Consider the following 16,107-nt stretch of genomic DNA (forward strand, 5'->3'; position numbering starts at 1 on the left):
CTTCACCTTTTACAGGATATTTAATATGCCATAAATGGCCATGTTCGTCTTCATGTTCAACTTCTACATCAGATAAAGCGGTTGCACAACGAGGACACCAGTTGATAATGCGTTCACCACGATAGATTAAACCTTTTTCGTATAGTTTTACGAATACTTCCCGCACTGCATGGTAGTAACCGTCATCCAAAGTAAAGCGCTCACGGGTCCAGTCACAAGATGCGCCAAGGCTACGGATTTGTTTTACGATGGTATCACCGTATTCTTTTTTCCATTCCCACACGCACTCTACGAATTTTTCACGGCCTAAATCATAGCGAGATTTACCCTCTTCTTTAGCGAGCATTTCCTCTACTTTAATTTGAGTAGCAATACCAGCATGGTCTGTACCTGGCATCCACAACACATTATAGCCTTGCATACGTTTGAAACGAATGAGGATGTCTTGTAATGTATTATCAAGGGCATGCCCCATATGCAACATGCCAGTTACGTTAGGAGGAGGTAATACGATACTAAATGGCTCTTTATTTGTGTCTACTTCTTCGTGAAAGTATCCTTGATTTTCCCAATAAGAATACCATTTTCCTTCTATTTCACCAGGATTATATGTGGTTAAATTTTCGTAGGTTTTCATCGTTCCTCCTAAAATACTCCTTAGCGCTTCATAATCTTAGCCAATACAAATAGGCTTGTTTCATATAGCAATATCATAGGTAATGCAATCATCGTTTGAGAAAACATATCTGGTGTAGGTGAAATGACAGCACCTATGATAAAGGATATAAGAATAAATATCTTTCGCTTCGTTTTTAAAAAGCGTGATGTAATTAAGTTGAAATATCCCAAAATAATTAAGATCAACGGCAGTTCAAAGATAAATCCAAAGGGCAGTACAAAGGATAATACAAAGTCCATATACTGACCGATGGAAAACATCGGTTGTAATTCGTCTGTAGCAAAGCCCATAAAGAACTTCACTGCTGCAGGCAATACGAAAAAATAAGAAAATACAATACCTATTCCGAATAGACCAATCGCAACTGGTAAAATCCAATTAGATAGCTGCTTTTCTCGCGCAGTCAGTGCAGGCTTAACAAATAGCCAAATCTGATGCAATATAATGGGAGCTGCTATGATGAGGCCTCCTACTACAGATACTTTCATATACGTAAAGAACGCCTCAGTAGGTCTCATATAATACAGCTTGCCAGCTGGTTTTAAAAGTATTTCCAATAATAAGTCTACATAATAATAAGAAATACAAGTTCCTACTATAACCGCTACAGCCATTATAATCAGTCGTTTTCGCAGTTCTGAAAGATGTCCTACAAGGGATAATTCCCTCGCCTCATCCATCATCTTCTGTTCCATTTCAGTATAAATAGGCTCATTTTCCGTTTCCTCAGGAATGCGTAGATTTGCCACCTTATATCGTTCTTGTTCAGCCTTTTGCTCTGCTTCACGCCGTCTTTGACGAACTACACTATCAAAAGAAGGTTTTTGCATGGGATATTCGAAATCCGGTTTTGGTTCGAACGGTTCCATATTATACCTTTCTATCAGCTAGATTTTCTACAGCCATCACAAGGAATTCTTTCCCTGGAAAATCACGCACTGTAGCGAGTGCAGCCAGAGCATCTTTGCAATATTTATCAGCTACAGCTAATGTATTGTCGATACCGCCTTGAGCAATAACATAGTCGATAATGTCTTGCTCATTACCACCATTGTTTAAGCCTTTAATATCTTCAAGCAATTTATCTTTATTATCATCGTTAACGATGCTTAATAACGGATACGTCAACAACCCTTCTCGAAGGTCATTCCCTACAGGTTTTCCTGTCGTCTCTGCTGTTTCACGATAATCCATGATATCATCTGTGATTTGGAATGCCATACCTAATGCATGACCATATTTTTTCAATTCTATGATTTCAGATTCATGCCAATCGCCTAAAAGACCACCAAGCTCCATGCATCCCTCCATAAAGTCTGCCGTTTTCTTTTGAGTCTTTGTCATATAGCGTTCTATTCCTTGATCGATGCGATATACGTCTTCCATTTGCATAAACTCGCCTTCTACAAGACAGGTAATGATATGAGAGAATACTTGAAGATACTTCATATTAGTCATTTCAGACACAATTTTGAATGCTTTGGCAAACAAGTAATCACCACTGAGAATAGCTACTTTATTTCCTTTATGCATATGAATGGTATCTTCACCACGACGAATCTCAGCTTGATCTAATACATCGTCATGAATAAGTGTTGCTAAATGAAGCATTTCAACGGCCTCAGCAATTTTAATACGTTGACGCTCTATTGATTGACCTGCATTAGCAATCAATAGGCACAGTTGAGCACGTAAACGCTTACCACCTGCTGCCGATAATGGCCTAATCAGTGCATTGAAGTCCTCTGCACCTGTATTAAAAGATGATGCAAGAGACTCTTCGACACTCTCTAAATCTAGAGCAATGCGTTCCATAATCTCTAATTCGTTGGTTTGACTCATGCTTCATCTCCTACTAAAACCTTATTAATTCGTTGTTGTAAAAGTTCTCTGCCAGTATGTTTTAAAGAACTGTACAAAATCGGCGGTGTAGCCGTTGGATACATTTCTTTAATAATAGCCAGGTTTGCAGACTTTTCTTTAGCCGTCAATTTATCAGCTTTAGTCACTACGATTTGTAATGGCACACCAGCTTCGACGAGCCAATCAAAGGCCACCTTATCAATAGGCATCTCTGGATGACGACCATCGATAAGCAGGCATAACAACATCAATCGTTCAGAATGTAAAATATAATCGGCAATAAAGGAAGACCACAAATTGCGGTTTCCTTTATTTGTCTTTGCAAAACCATAACCAGGAAGGTCAACGAGAAACCAATTGTATCTGCGTTCCTCTGTTTCAGAAATATCCTCTTTTGATTCAATATCAAAATAGTTTATCGTTTTAGTCTTACCTGGCTGACCACTAACGAGGGCTAACCCACGATAATTACACAAAGAGTTAATCAACGAAGACTTGCCCACATTAGAGCGTCCTAGGAAAGCGATTTCCACTGTATCCCCTTCAGGATATTGGTCCGCCTTCACACAGGAGGTATTATATTTTGCTGCTATAATACGAGGCCCCTTCGGTTCTTTTCGTGTATATTGTGGTTTTGGGCCCATTTGTTTAGTGGATTTTTTCTTTTTTTGCATTACACAAGCGCCTTTGCTAATACTTCATCCATTGTCTTAACCGGCGTAATGATGAGACCTTCTTTTACAATGTCAGGTAATTCTGCAATATCCTTTTCATTGCCTTTTGGAATCAGCACTTCCTTAATGCCATGAGACAAGGCTGCTAATAATTTTTCTTTTAAACCGCCTATTGGCAATACGCGGCCACGCAATGTAATTTCACCAGTCATAGCAATATCGGAACGAACCTTGCGGTTAGTCAAAATAGATACCATAGCTAATGTCATTGTAATACCTGCGGAAGGACCATCTTTAGGCGTTGCCCCTTCTGGCAAGTGAACGTGAATATCGAGTTTCTTATAAAAATCTTCTTCGATTTTTAATGTTTTTGCATTATGGCGAATATAGCTCATAGCAGCTTGACCAGACTCTTGCATAACCTTGCCAAGGCTACCAGTCAAAGCCAATTTACCAGTACCATTCATAGTCGTAGCTTCACATGGTAATACTACCCCGCCAACAGAGGTCCAAGCTAGTCCATTTACATAGCCAACTTGAGATTTCTTTTCGCGCTCTTGGTCAACAAAAATCGGCGCACCTAAGAATTCGTGAAGATTCTTAGTAGTAACTTTTGGTGCATCTCCGCCTTCTTCAACTACTTTGAAAGCAATCTTACGACAAATCTTGGCTATTGTTTTTTCTAAGGTACGTACGCCTGCTTCCCGAGTATATTCGGAAATCACCTTTCTCAACACAGCATCAGATAATTTAACCTTATAATCTTGAAGGCCATTTTTCTTAATCTGCTTAGGTGTTAAGTAACGCTTAGCAATTTCTAGCTTTTCTTCTTCCATATAGCTGGATAACTCAATAATTTCCATGCGATCTAATAATGGACCAGGGATATTAGATGCTATATTAGCCGTAGTAATCCAGAATACTTCGGAGAAATCAAACGGTACTTCGATGAAGTGATCACTAAATGTACTATTTTGTTCAGGATCCAATACCTCTAATAATGCTGAGGATGGATCGCCTTTATAATCAGAAGCCAATTTATCAATTTCATCCAACAAGAATACAGGATTCTTAGTGCCTACATTTTTCAGACCTTGAATCATACGACCAGGCAAGGCCCCAATGTAAGTACGTCGATGACCGCGAATTTCAGCTTCATCGCGAACACCGCCCAAAGATGCACGGATAAACTTACGGTTCATTGCTTTAGCAATAGATGTAGCCAAAGATGTTTTACCAACACCTGGCGGTCCTACTAAGCAAAGAATGGAACCACTGTTTTTACCCGTTAACTTACGAACAGCTAAGAATTCTAAAATACGTTTCTTAACCTTTTCAAGACCATAGTGATCAGCCTCGAGCATAGCATGAGCTTCCTTGATATCTAGTCGGTCTTCCGTTAATTCGTTCCACGGTAAGCCCAACACCCAGTCAAGGTAGTTGCGCAAAATCGTCGCTTCAGGCATCAATTGAGGCATGCGACTATAACGGGAAATTTCTTTATCAATACGAGTATGCACGTCTTCACTTAGATTAAGAGCTTTTAATTTAACTCGTAACTCTTCGGCCTCTTCCTCTGGATCACCTTTATCACCCAATTCATCATGGATAATGCGGATTTTTTCGCGCAAGAAATATTCCTTCTGCGCTTTTTCCATGGATTGACGCACTTGGTTATTGATGGAATTTTCCAAATCAGAAATTTGTAACTCCATATTTAAGATGCCTACAATCATATTAAGACGACGAGCTACTGATAATTCTTCAAGTAGCTCTTGGCGTTTCAAGTTACTAATAGGCAATAAAAATGCAACTTGGTCCGCTAATTCACATGGGTCACGCAATTCCATAACGCGTGTTACACCTTCATCTGTAACAGATTTAGCTTCTTCTGCCCATTCCCCGAATTTAGACTGAACCAAACGACGGTAAGCTTCAAGCTCTACATCATCTTCAAACTCGGAAGCTACACGTTCATAGTCCCCTACATAGTGCGGATCCATACTTGTAATATTCATTACGCGAATACGTGTAATACCCTCTACAAGAACACGTACAATACCACCTGGTAAGCGTAACATTTGTTTGATTTTTACTAATGTGCCCATTTGGGCTAAATCATGAACTGTTGGTGCATCTACATTGTCATCCTTTTGAGTTACAACTGCTAAAATGCGATCCTCGTTCATCGCGGCTTCTACCGCTTTAATGGATTTGTCTCGACCGATATCGAGGTGAATCACGATATTCGGGTATACAACCATGCCTCTAAGAGGTACGGTAGGAATCCCAATTTCGAGTAAATTCATACTTCCTCCAGGTATATATATTATGAAAAGAAACTCATTCCTACACAGAAATGAGTTTCTTCGAATTACGATTTCAACTGGATGTCTTGGTCTGCCTCATTTTTGAGTATAGGTTCACCTGTGCTTAATACGGATTCACGATTCACAATGCACTTAGTTACTTCCGGCATGGAAGGAACTTCGAACATAACGCGTTTCATCACCTTTTCAATGATAGCACGCAAACCACGAGCACCTGTTTTTCGCTGTAATGCTTCATCAGCGATTTCTTCTAATGCATCTTCAGTGAAAGTTAATTCTACACCATCAAGGCATAGAATTTTTTCATATTGTTTTGTTAATGCATTTTTAGGCTTTGTCAAAATTTGAATTAACGCATCTCTGTCTAACTGATCTAATGTTACCATTACTGGTAAACGACCAATAAATTCAGGGATTAAACCAAATTTTAATAAATCTTCAGGTACAACATCTTTTAAGATAGCCGATACATTACGTTCTTCTTTACGTTGTACATCTGCACCAAAACCAAGAGTTTTCTTAGCGGTACGTTTAGTAATAACCTTGTCCATACCATCAAATGCACCACCACAAATAAAGAGAATATTTGTAGTATCGATTTGAAGCATTTCTTGATTAGGATGCTTTCTACCACCTTGAGGAGGAACAGAAGCAACGGTACCTTCTAAGATTTTAAGCAATGCTTGTTGTACGCCTTCACCAGACACATCACGTGTAATGGAAGGGTTTTCAGACTTACGAGCAATCTTATCGATTTCATCGATATAGATAATGCCACGTTCAGCCCGAGCTATATCATAATCCGCAGCCTGGATAATTTTGAGCAAGATGTTTTCTACATCTTCCCCAACATAGCCAGCCTCAGTTAAGCTTGTAGCATCTGCAATAGCAAATGGTACTTCTAGCATTTTCGCTAAGGTTTGAGCCAATAGTGTTTTACCACTACCAGTAGGACCAATGAACAATACATTAGCCTTTTGTAATTCCACATCATCTACTACATTATCTGTTTGTAAGCGTTTGTAGTGATTATATACAGCCACAGCTAAAGAGATTTTAGCATCATCTTGACCAATAACATATTCGTCAAGATGAGCTTTAATATCTCTAGGCGTTGGCAATTCTTTTAAATTGAAGTCGTCCGTCTCAACAGCACCTAACTCATCCGCAATAATACGTTCACAAACTTCAACGCATTCATCACAAATATATACGTTAGGACCCGCCACTAATTTGCGGACTTCTTCGCTTGTGCGTCCACAAAAACTGCAGCGCATAGTGTCTTTATCTTTTGCCAAGGGGCGCCTCCATTACTTGCTTTCTACAGGTTCTCTTGTGAGTACCTCATCGATTAAGCCGTATTCAACGGCATCCTGAGCACTCATGAAGTTATCACGATCTGTATCGCGAGCTACTACTTCAATATCTTGTCCACTGCGAGAAGCTAAGATACCATTTAACTCTTCACGCATGCGAAGAATCTCACGGGCATGGATTTCAATTTCAGATGCTTGCCCTTGTACACCACCTAATGGTTGGTGAATCATAATACGTGCATGAGGCAACGCATAACGTTTACCTTTAGTGCCAGCTGTTAAAAGCACAGCACCCATGCTCGCCGCAGAGCCTACACAAATAGTAGACACATCTGGTTTGATATATTGCATCGTATCATAAATAGCCATACCGGCAGTTACAACACCGCCGGGGCTATTGATGTACAAATGAATATCCTTATCAGGATCCTCTGCTTCTAGGAATAACATTTGCGCAATAACCGCATTTGCCACACTATCATCGATGGGACCCCCAAGGAAAATAATGCGATCCTTTAACAAGCGAGAGTAAATATCATAGGAACGCTCTCCGCGTTCACCTTGTTCAACTACGATTGGTACATACATGTAATCACCTTTTCATGTACCTAGTTGAGCAAACTATTATTCAGCCGCTTCAGCGCCTTTTGCATTATCAATAATGAATCGAGCTGCTTTTTTGCGAGCTACAGAGCCTGCCAACATAGCTACACGACCTTCTTTTGCAATAATATCCCAAACTTCTTTAGGATCTGCCCCAAAGTTTTGAGCCATAACGAAGATTTCACGATTCATGTCATCTGGAGTTACTTCGATGCCTTCAGCAGTTGCGATAGCGTCCAATACTAAATCAGCACGAACGTTCTCAGCTGCAGAATCTTTGTATTCAGAGCGTAAATCTTCAATTGTTTTGTTGGAGAATTTCAAGTAGTCATCAAGTTTCAAGCCACGGCCTTCCATGTTCATAGCCAATTCTTGAATCATTTGTTCTACGCGATCTTCGATCATCACTTCTGGGATTTCTACAGTTGCATTTTTAACAGCTGTTTGAATCAAGTCAGCATTGTAAGTATCGATTGCACGACGGGAAGCTTCTTCTTCCATTTTAGTGCGAAGATCTTTTTTCAATTCTTCAATAGTTTCGTAAGAGCTTGCTTCTTTTGCGAATTCATCATTCAATTCAGGCAATTCTTTACGTTTAATATCATGGATATGAGTTTTGAATTCTGCTTCCTTACCAGCAAGTTCTGCTACGAAGTAGTCTTCAGGGAATGTTACTTTTACAGTTACATCATCGCCAGCTTTAGCGCCGATTAATTGATCTTCAAAGCCAGGAATGAAGCTACCAGAACCGATTTGTAATGGGTAGGACTTACCTTCACCACCATCAAATGGTTTACCATCAACAGAACCAGCGAAGTCGATTACTGCGAAGTCGTCTTTTTGGATTGTAGCGCCTTCTTCAGCAACAACCATTTTCGCTTGTTGTTCACGAATATTGTTCAACTGTTCTTCAATTTGTTCATCAGATACTGTAGCATCTTGTTTTTCTGCTTCTAAGCCTTTGTAATCGCCAAGTTTAACTTCAGGGCGTTTAGTTACAGTTGCTTTGAAAATCAAGTCTTTACCTTCTTCGAATTGTTCGCGTTCGATTTCTGGTTCAGATACAGGAACGATATCGTTTTCACGAAGTGCAGCAGTGTAGTTTTGGCTAGCCAATACTTCAAATGCTTCTTCCAAGATAGCTTCTTTGCCGAAGTTCATTTCTAAAATACGGCGAGGCGCATGGCCCTTACGGAAGCCAGGAATGTTTACTTGACCTGCAATGCGTTTTACAGCTTGTTTAATGCCTTTATCTACTTCTGCAGCAGGTACTTCAATAGTGAACGTTACTACGTGTTGATCAACAGGATTTACAGTTGCTTTCATTTAAAATATGTCCTCCTCAAAGGGCAATCTGCCCAAATTTCTGTAGTATATTATGCACTCCTAATAATAACATAAATGCAAGGTCAATGCAATTCTTCTCAATTTACACTAAAAGACCACCCCAAAATGGGTGGTCTTTACACATTTTACATAATTATGCTAATTAGTTATCTTTAGCAATCAACTTGATAATGTCACGACGAGACAAAATACCGATTAAGCGGTACTCCTTATCTACAACAGGTATATTTTTCAAATGTTGATCAAGCATAACCGATACAATTTCTTCTACATCTTTATCCGGTGTAGTTGTAATCACTTCATCGGTCATCAACTCATGAACATGAGATGCCAATAATTTTTTGAACTGCGCATTATACTCACCGATGCCATTGTAATAGATGCTAGCGCCTAATACATTAACATAGTGAGGCACATGAGGACGTACTTTTTTATAAAGTAAATCACCTTCAGAGATAATACCTAACAACTTATTATTATCATCCACTACGGACACGGCTGTTAAATTATATTTAACCAATAAATCAGCCACATCAGAAATCGGCGCATCTTTGCCAACAGTAACAGGGTATTTATTCATTACTTCTTGGATCTTCATAGTGAATTCCTCCTTACAAATACATCTTGCTTTATTATACTATTCGCCACAGTATAATAAAACTCCTTTTTTCTGAAAGTATTATACAAATAATTTTTAAGTCTACGTCTTCTACCAATGATAAGGTTCATTACGATTGATTTTTGATGCTCGATAAATTTGTTCTACAAGTAGCAATCGAACCATTTGATGAGTAAAAGTCATAGGGCTAAAAGATAATTTATAATTTGCAGCCTGACGTAATGTATCACTCACCCCAAAGGCACCACCAATAATGAAAGCCATATCGCTAACACCATCCACCTCAAGCTTAGATACCGTCTTAGCGAGTTCTTCAGAGGACATCGTTTTGCCGTACACGTCAAGTAATACGGTATACGCATTTTTAGGGACCGCTTTTAATAAACGGTCTCCTTCTTCTGCAACGACTTGTTTGCGATCCGCATCACTCGGCTTATCTCCAATTTTACTTTCATTCAGCTCTGTAATTGTAATGCCACCATAGGGGCGCATACGTTTCACAAACTCTGCTACGCCCTCACGTAAATAAGCATCCTTCAATTTGCCGATACAGACTACATAAAATCTCATTTTTACCTCTCCACAGATTGGATGGACACAATTTCATTAGGCTGACCATGTTGTAACTTCATTTCAGGTCCAATACGAACACCACCATCAACAAGCATTTTGCCAATGGTTTGAGTAACGAGGACAACATTATTATTATTTTCAGAACGATGGGCCAATATAACTTGCATAAAATCAGGACGTTTCATCATGAGCAGTGCTTGCGCTGCCATTTCATTACTCAAATGGCCTTCATCACTAACCACCCTTTGTTTCAAAAACGGCTGATATGGTCCGAATCGCAACATATGAGGATCATAATTCGCCTCTAGCACTAACAGAGTCGTATCATCAATTCTACGTAAAATATCATCTGAAATCACGCCTGTATCAGTAACAACAGTTGCCTTATCGTTCCCAGCAAACACATTTATGCCAATTGGATCAGCCGCATCATGACTTACCGAAAAAGGTTCTACTATAAGGCTTCCCAACGTTAAACTACCCTTTGTAAGCTCGATTAATCGACTCTTTGGTACGATTAACTTATCTTGGATTTCACGCCAGGTGCCCTGCTTCGTATACACAGGAATATCAAATCGTTTTAGTAATTGTTGTAGTCCCGCAATATGATCACTATGTTCATGACTGACAAATATGCCCTCTACCTGTGCCATATCTATATGCAATTCTTTTAACCCATTGACGATGCGCCGACAACTAATGCCTACATCGTGCAATATGACGGAGTTCCCTTTTTTTATCACTGTACAATTGCCCTTGCTACCACTGGCAAGGACATGGACCTCCAACGGCGAGGATTCACTCATCAAAACACTCCATATATTAAATCATAAAATTTGTTCATAATTATTATTTACTGTGAAAGTCAATATCCATCAACAAATAGAACTCCTTATGCTCTATTTTCGGACAATTCACTTAGTCGTTCCACAAAGTATGCCATATTAGATTCAATGTCCGGACCTCTGCGGAACATGTCTCCACCAACGAGGAACATTGTATCATTGCCGTACAACGCAACAAGTTCATTGAGTCGAGCATCTGTAACGCCACCACCCGGTGCTGGGCAAGCTGCTTTCATCAAACCTATTGGTCGTTTAATGTAAGAGGAAATTCTCTTGCATTGTTCCTCTGTAAAAGTAAAGCGTCCACCATAAGATACGAAGATTGGCATATCGGCCCCAAAGATACGAGGCAAGAGACCTAGTTGTAAATAATCGGCTACACCAGATACACCAGGACTTACAAATCCACCAGAGTAAGCTGGATGATGAATAATAGGCAATCGTAATTTCTCATCAGTAGCTAATTTGTGTAACCAACCAAAACCAACGAGGCCTGAGGCCACCATAAGGGCTGTAGCACCAGCCTCTTTAGCAAAATAAGCGCGTTCTAATACCTCTGTACCATCACCAGATACATTTGCTGCATACAAAGTATGTGTACCATGTGTAGCATTCATTTCTTGTACCATAGCAGCACATTGTTTTACGCGATCTTTATATTGAGAGAATGACTGATTAGAAATACCATGATCATCCTTTATGACGTCTGCCCCACCGCGTGTATAAGCACCACACATGCGAGCCAATTCCTCGTTTGGTGTTCCCATCGGCTTTACAACGGCTTGAATCATTGGGCGCGTCGGAGTTTCCACTAAACGACGAATTCCTTGTAAGCCAAATTGTGGGCCCTTAAACACATCGTTAAGTGTTGGACATAGTTCAATATCCACAACCCAAATATGTGGCTGTAACGAAGAATTGCCAAAAATAACATTTAAAAATTGTGTGGCCTCTAAGGCCGTAGTATCTACGTGATATGAAATACGAGCCAAATAATAACGAGAGGCATCAATTACAGTATTTGGCATTACGCCTACATTGGCATATGTAGAATCTTTTGGCATAGGGTCAATAGATTCCAATCGACCAGTTACGGTTTCTTTGATATATGGATCTGTTACAAACTCATAAGGAAATTCTATGGTTTGCTCTACTTGAACCGCCCAAGCAATTGATTTTGCTTCTTCATATGTACTCGCTTCTATTCTATATGTAACTATAAATCGCTCGTCTTTCATAATGCGTCTCCTTTGCAATAATATTATTTAATTATATACCAAAGTGGTACACGATTCCACACAAAAAGGCATCACTCTAAACTAGAGTGATGCCTTTTAAAAGAGCGAAAACATGTACATAGATATTTTACCTATACAAACAAGGTTTCTACTAAGAGACCATACATGTAATCGTATGAGAGTAAACTCATCTAACTATATCTTATTGGTAGAAATGTTTAGGATAACCTTTGAATCGTGTGAAGTGACGATATTTACGAGTCGCACGATTAGGTTCGTTAACAGTTTTGTAACCGAAGCCGTTAAATATAACATTTAGAAGAACGGCAATGATACTACCTGCTGTGATACCGGATTTCAAAAGAATTTGAGCCCAATCTGGGAAATGTGCGTAGAAGTTAGGCGCAGCTAGAGGAATCATAGATACCCCAATACTAATCGCCACAAGCATCAAGTTATAGTTACCATCGAAGCTAACCTTACCAAGGGAACGAATGCCACTGGCAATAATCATACCGAACATGGCAATCCCTGCACCGCCTAATACGGCGTTTGGAATACAAGCTACGATAGCTGCTAATTTAGGGAAAAGACCTAATAAAATAAGAATAACACCAGATGCTGCTACAACGAAGCGACTCTTTACGCGTGTTACCGCGATAAGGCCTACGTTTTGAGCGAATGCTGTGTAAGGGAAGCTGTTAAGAATACCACCGATAAGAGTAGATAAGCCATCAGCACGAAGTACTGCAGCCAACTCTTTTTGACCGATAGGTTTATCAACGATTTCGCCTACAGCAATACTATCACCAGTTGTTTCAACCATAACTACGAGCATTACAATGATCATAGAAATGATAGAAGCAAAGTCAAAAGTTGGAAGACCAAAGTAAAATGGTGTTACAATGGATATCCACTGGGAACGCCCTACTTCGGAGAAGTCAGTAATACCACAAATCATAGCAATAGCTGTGCCAAGAATAAGACCTACTAAGATTGCTAGATTACCAATGAATCCTTTACCAAATCGATAGGTTACAATAACAAGAATAAATGTAGCTACACCAAGAGCAATATTTAGAGGATCACCAAAGTTCGGATTACCTGCACCGCCGCCCATCCATTTAACTGCTACTGGCATTAAATTGATACCAATAATAGTAATGATAGTACCTGTTACTACAGGCGGGAATAGACGAATTAAACGGCTAAAGAATGGAGCCACAAGGAATGTAAAGAGACCGGCTATAATAATCGCACCATAGATAGTTGTAATATCATGCTGCTGACCAATCATAATCATTGGGCCTACAGAAGCAAATGTTACACCTTGAATAAGAGGAATACGACCACCGATAGGGCCAAACCCCAATGTTTGAATTAATGTAGCAACACCACATGTAAACAAGTCGGCCGTAATCAAACGAATCAAGTCTTCAATAGGTAAGTTCATCGCTTGTGCGATGATGATTGGTACTGCAACCGCACCAGCATACATAGCTAATACGTGCTGCAAACCATAAGCAAATAATTGCGGAATTGGCAGCATACCATCTACATGGTCGACACCAGATACACCTTTACTCATAAGAATCACCTCATATCTTACGTTTTAGTTACTAGTTAAATAATATAGTCATACTATCGTACATGATAGAGTTTAGAAATCTCATCGACTTCACGTGGGAACCTTGATGGCTAGGGGCAAACGCCCCTACCCATTAAGCAAATATTCTATTTTTTATAACCTGTATGTTGAATCGGCAAGGACCTACGTGGTTCTCCGTCGATACGACGATATGCATTTGCAATAGCTGGTGCAATTGGAATACTAGAAATTTCACCAATACCTTTAGCGCCGTATGCATATTGATCTGGTGTCCCCTTTTCAATCAAACTTACATGAATTGGTGGACATTGTGTTGATCTAAGAAGACCTAAAGTACCATATTTAGCTGTTACATAGCCATCTTTATAAGGGAAGTCTTCTGTTACAGCAAAGCCCATCCCCATAATCGCGCCGCCTTCGGCTTGACCAGAACAGGATTGTGGGTTAACTACGCGTCCTACATCATATGCTACATGTAAATTAGCGATTTTATTATCTTCTCCGATTGTCGCTACACAAGCACCATAGCCATAGGCAACGTGATTTTTTGGATGTGGTTTATCAGAGTTGAATGGATCTGTTTCACCAAGGAACTCTTCAAAAATTTCTACACCATTTAGTTCTTCTAATGTTTTGGTTTCTAACATTTCTTTTAAGCGAAGACTTGCTTTACGCGTTGCTTCACCAGTAAATAATGTTTGACGAGACGCAGTGGTTGTACCAGAGTCTGGTGTACGTACCGTATCAGGACGCTCTACAAATACTTTATCTGCCGTTAAGCCCGTTGTTTCACAAAGTACTTGCGTCGCCATAGTAGCCATACCTTGACCGATACAAGCTGCACCAGTACGAATATGAACTTTACCATCACGTACTTCTAAAATAACGCGACCTGTATCAGGTAATCCTACCCCAATACCACTGTTTTTCAAGCATACTGCAAGACCTGTGCGATCAGATGCATAGTATGCATCTTTTACCGCTTCCAAACATTCTGCCAAGGCAGTTTCTTCGGAACAAATTTGCCCATTTGGTAAGGAGTCTCCTGGGCGTACAACGTTTTTATAACGGAATTCCCACGGATCCATGCCTACCAACGCGGCTAATTCATCAATGTTTTGTTCTTGAGCAAAGATAGTTTGTGTTACACCGAATCCACGATATGCACCACCAGGAACCGTATTTGTATAAACACAAACGCCATCAAAGGCAAAGTTATCGAAGTGGTAAGGACCAGAAGAATGCGTACCAGCACGTTGTAGTACTGGACCACCTAAGGATGCATAAGCACCACAGTTAGATACAATCTTTACCTTACTTGCCACCAAGTTACCTTCTGCATCACAAGCCGTAGTAACATCCATTTCCATCGCATGGCGTTTAGTATGAATATTAATACTTTCTTGACGGGAGAAGAGAACCTTAGTTGGTTTGCCTGTAAGCCAAGCCACAAGAGAAGCATGATGTTGCACACTCATGTCCTCTTTACCACCAAAGCCACCACCTACGAGCATACTATGAACTTTTACAGATTCATCTGAAATACCAAGCATACGAGCTACTTCATGGCGATCATCATAAACATTTTGGCTACCGGAATGGAGATGAAGCACATCGCCTTCGCGATATGCTACAGCACATTCAGGTTCCATAAATGCATGGTCCGTTTGTGGAGTAGAGTAGTGGTTTGTTACTACAAATGCAGCCTCTGCAATCGCTTTATCTACATCCCCACGGGATAATGTTTGGTGAGACAATATATTTCCATTTGGATGTAGTTTAGGTGCATCAGGTTTTAATGCCTCTAGTGCATCTACTATAGGCTCTAACTCTGTATAATCAACCTCTACGAGTGCAAGCACTTCATCTAAGTATTTCTTTTCAGTTGTTGCTACGAGTGCAATAGCATCACCAACATAACGTGTAATATCGCCTTCTGCGATAAATACATCCCAATCTGGCACTAAATGACCAGTCTTATTGAATGGTACATCAGCAGCAGTTAAAGCTGTTACACAAGCAGGATGTTCAAGTGCTTTGGAAACATCAACGCGATCGACTCTGGCACGTGGATATTTAGAGCGCAATGCCTTAGCATAAATCATGCCGTCCATATGAATATCGTCAGCATATAGACCTGTGCCTAGTGCTTTTTCCTCTACATCGACACGATGGAAACGAGCACCTACAGCCGCATTATTATCCTTATCTGGAACTGGTAAGTTCTCACGAATCATTTTTGCAGCTAGCATAATGCCTTCTTCAATCTTTACATAGCCTGTACAACGACAAATATTACCTAAAATAGCCTTTTTAACGTCATCAGTTGTAGGGTCATTATTTTCATCAATCAACGCTTTTGCACTAATAATCATACCTGGTATACAGAAACCACATTGCACCGCTCCGCA

The 16,107-nt window shown here is 39.9% G+C and carries 14 protein-coding genes; all 14 read right to left on the minus strand.

All coding sequences use genetic code 11. From position 1 onward, the window contains the following. Nucleotides 1-637 (minus strand): class I tRNA ligase family protein (locus tag Q0507_RS08175; RefSeq protein ID WP_298714924.1); only part of this gene is annotated, 637 nt, incomplete at its 3' end. 20 nt (nucleotides 638-657) lie between these two features. Beyond that, on the minus strand, nucleotides 658-1,548 hold the full coding sequence (gene tatC, locus Q0507_RS08180; protein WP_298714926.1) for a twin-arginine translocase subunit TatC: 891 nt from the start codon (nucleotides 1,546-1,548) through the stop codon (nucleotides 658-660). 1 nt (nucleotide 1,549) lies between these two features. Then, nucleotides 1,550-2,521, minus strand: a complete 972-nt coding sequence (locus Q0507_RS08185; RefSeq protein ID WP_298714928.1) for a polyprenyl synthetase family protein — start codon at nucleotides 2,519-2,521, stop codon at nucleotides 1,550-1,552. Continuing rightward, nucleotides 2,518-3,216, minus strand: coding sequence for a ribosome biogenesis GTP-binding protein YihA/YsxC (gene yihA / locus Q0507_RS08190; RefSeq protein WP_298714930.1), 699 nt, complete (start codon nucleotides 3,214-3,216; stop codon nucleotides 2,518-2,520). The genes Q0507_RS08185 and yihA overlap by 4 nt, the downstream gene beginning before the upstream one ends. After that, nucleotides 3,216-5,525: an endopeptidase La gene (gene lon / locus Q0507_RS08195; protein ID WP_298714932.1), complete on the minus strand. Its 2,310-nt coding sequence runs from the start codon at nucleotides 5,523-5,525 to the stop codon at nucleotides 3,216-3,218. Before lon ends, yihA begins: the two co-directional genes overlap by 1 nt. A 65-nt stretch (nucleotides 5,526-5,590) precedes the next feature. Then, on the minus strand, nucleotides 5,591-6,844 hold the full coding sequence (gene clpX / locus Q0507_RS08200; protein ID WP_298714934.1) for an ATP-dependent protease ATP-binding subunit ClpX: 1,254 nt from the start codon (nucleotides 6,842-6,844) through the stop codon (nucleotides 5,591-5,593). Between the two features lie 12 nt (nucleotides 6,845-6,856). Further along, nucleotides 6,857-7,450 (minus strand): ATP-dependent Clp endopeptidase proteolytic subunit ClpP, encoded by a 594-nt coding sequence (gene clpP / locus Q0507_RS08205; RefSeq protein ID WP_298714936.1) that lies wholly within the window; start codon nucleotides 7,448-7,450, stop codon nucleotides 6,857-6,859. A 36-nt stretch (nucleotides 7,451-7,486) separates the two neighbouring features. Then, nucleotides 7,487-8,791: a trigger factor gene (tig, locus tag Q0507_RS08210; protein WP_298714938.1), complete on the minus strand. Its 1,305-nt coding sequence runs from the start codon at nucleotides 8,789-8,791 to the stop codon at nucleotides 7,487-7,489. 163 nt (nucleotides 8,792-8,954) lie between these two features. Then, on the minus strand, nucleotides 8,955-9,410 hold the full coding sequence (locus Q0507_RS08215; protein WP_298714940.1) for a CBS domain-containing protein: 456 nt from the start codon (nucleotides 9,408-9,410) through the stop codon (nucleotides 8,955-8,957). 111 nt (nucleotides 9,411-9,521) lie between these two features. Beyond that, nucleotides 9,522-10,001, minus strand: coding sequence for a 23S rRNA (pseudouridine(1915)-N(3))-methyltransferase RlmH (gene rlmH, locus Q0507_RS08220; RefSeq protein ID WP_298714942.1), 480 nt, complete (start codon nucleotides 9,999-10,001; stop codon nucleotides 9,522-9,524). 2 nt (nucleotides 10,002-10,003) lie between these two features. Continuing rightward, a complete protein-coding gene (locus tag Q0507_RS08225) occupies nucleotides 10,004-10,810 on the minus strand; it encodes an MBL fold metallo-hydrolase (protein WP_298714944.1) in 807 nt (268 codons plus the stop codon). Nucleotides 10,811-10,896: 86 nt separating this feature from the next. Continuing rightward, on the minus strand, nucleotides 10,897-12,087 hold the full coding sequence (locus Q0507_RS08230; RefSeq protein WP_298714946.1) for a RuBisCO large subunit C-terminal-like domain-containing protein: 1,191 nt from the start codon (nucleotides 12,085-12,087) through the stop codon (nucleotides 10,897-10,899). Between the two features lie 202 nt (nucleotides 12,088-12,289). Then, on the minus strand, nucleotides 12,290-13,675 hold the full coding sequence (locus tag Q0507_RS08235; RefSeq protein ID WP_298714948.1) for a nucleobase:cation symporter-2 family protein: 1,386 nt from the start codon (nucleotides 13,673-13,675) through the stop codon (nucleotides 12,290-12,292). 146 nt (nucleotides 13,676-13,821) lie between these two features. Further along, nucleotides 13,822-16,107 (minus strand): selenium-dependent xanthine dehydrogenase (xdh, locus tag Q0507_RS08240; protein ID WP_298714950.1); only part of this gene is annotated, 2,286 nt, incomplete at its 5' end.

The sequence above is a fragment of the uncultured Veillonella sp. genome (genome assembly GCF_938010505.1).
GTDB lineage: Bacteria > Bacillota > Negativicutes > Veillonellales > Veillonellaceae > Veillonella.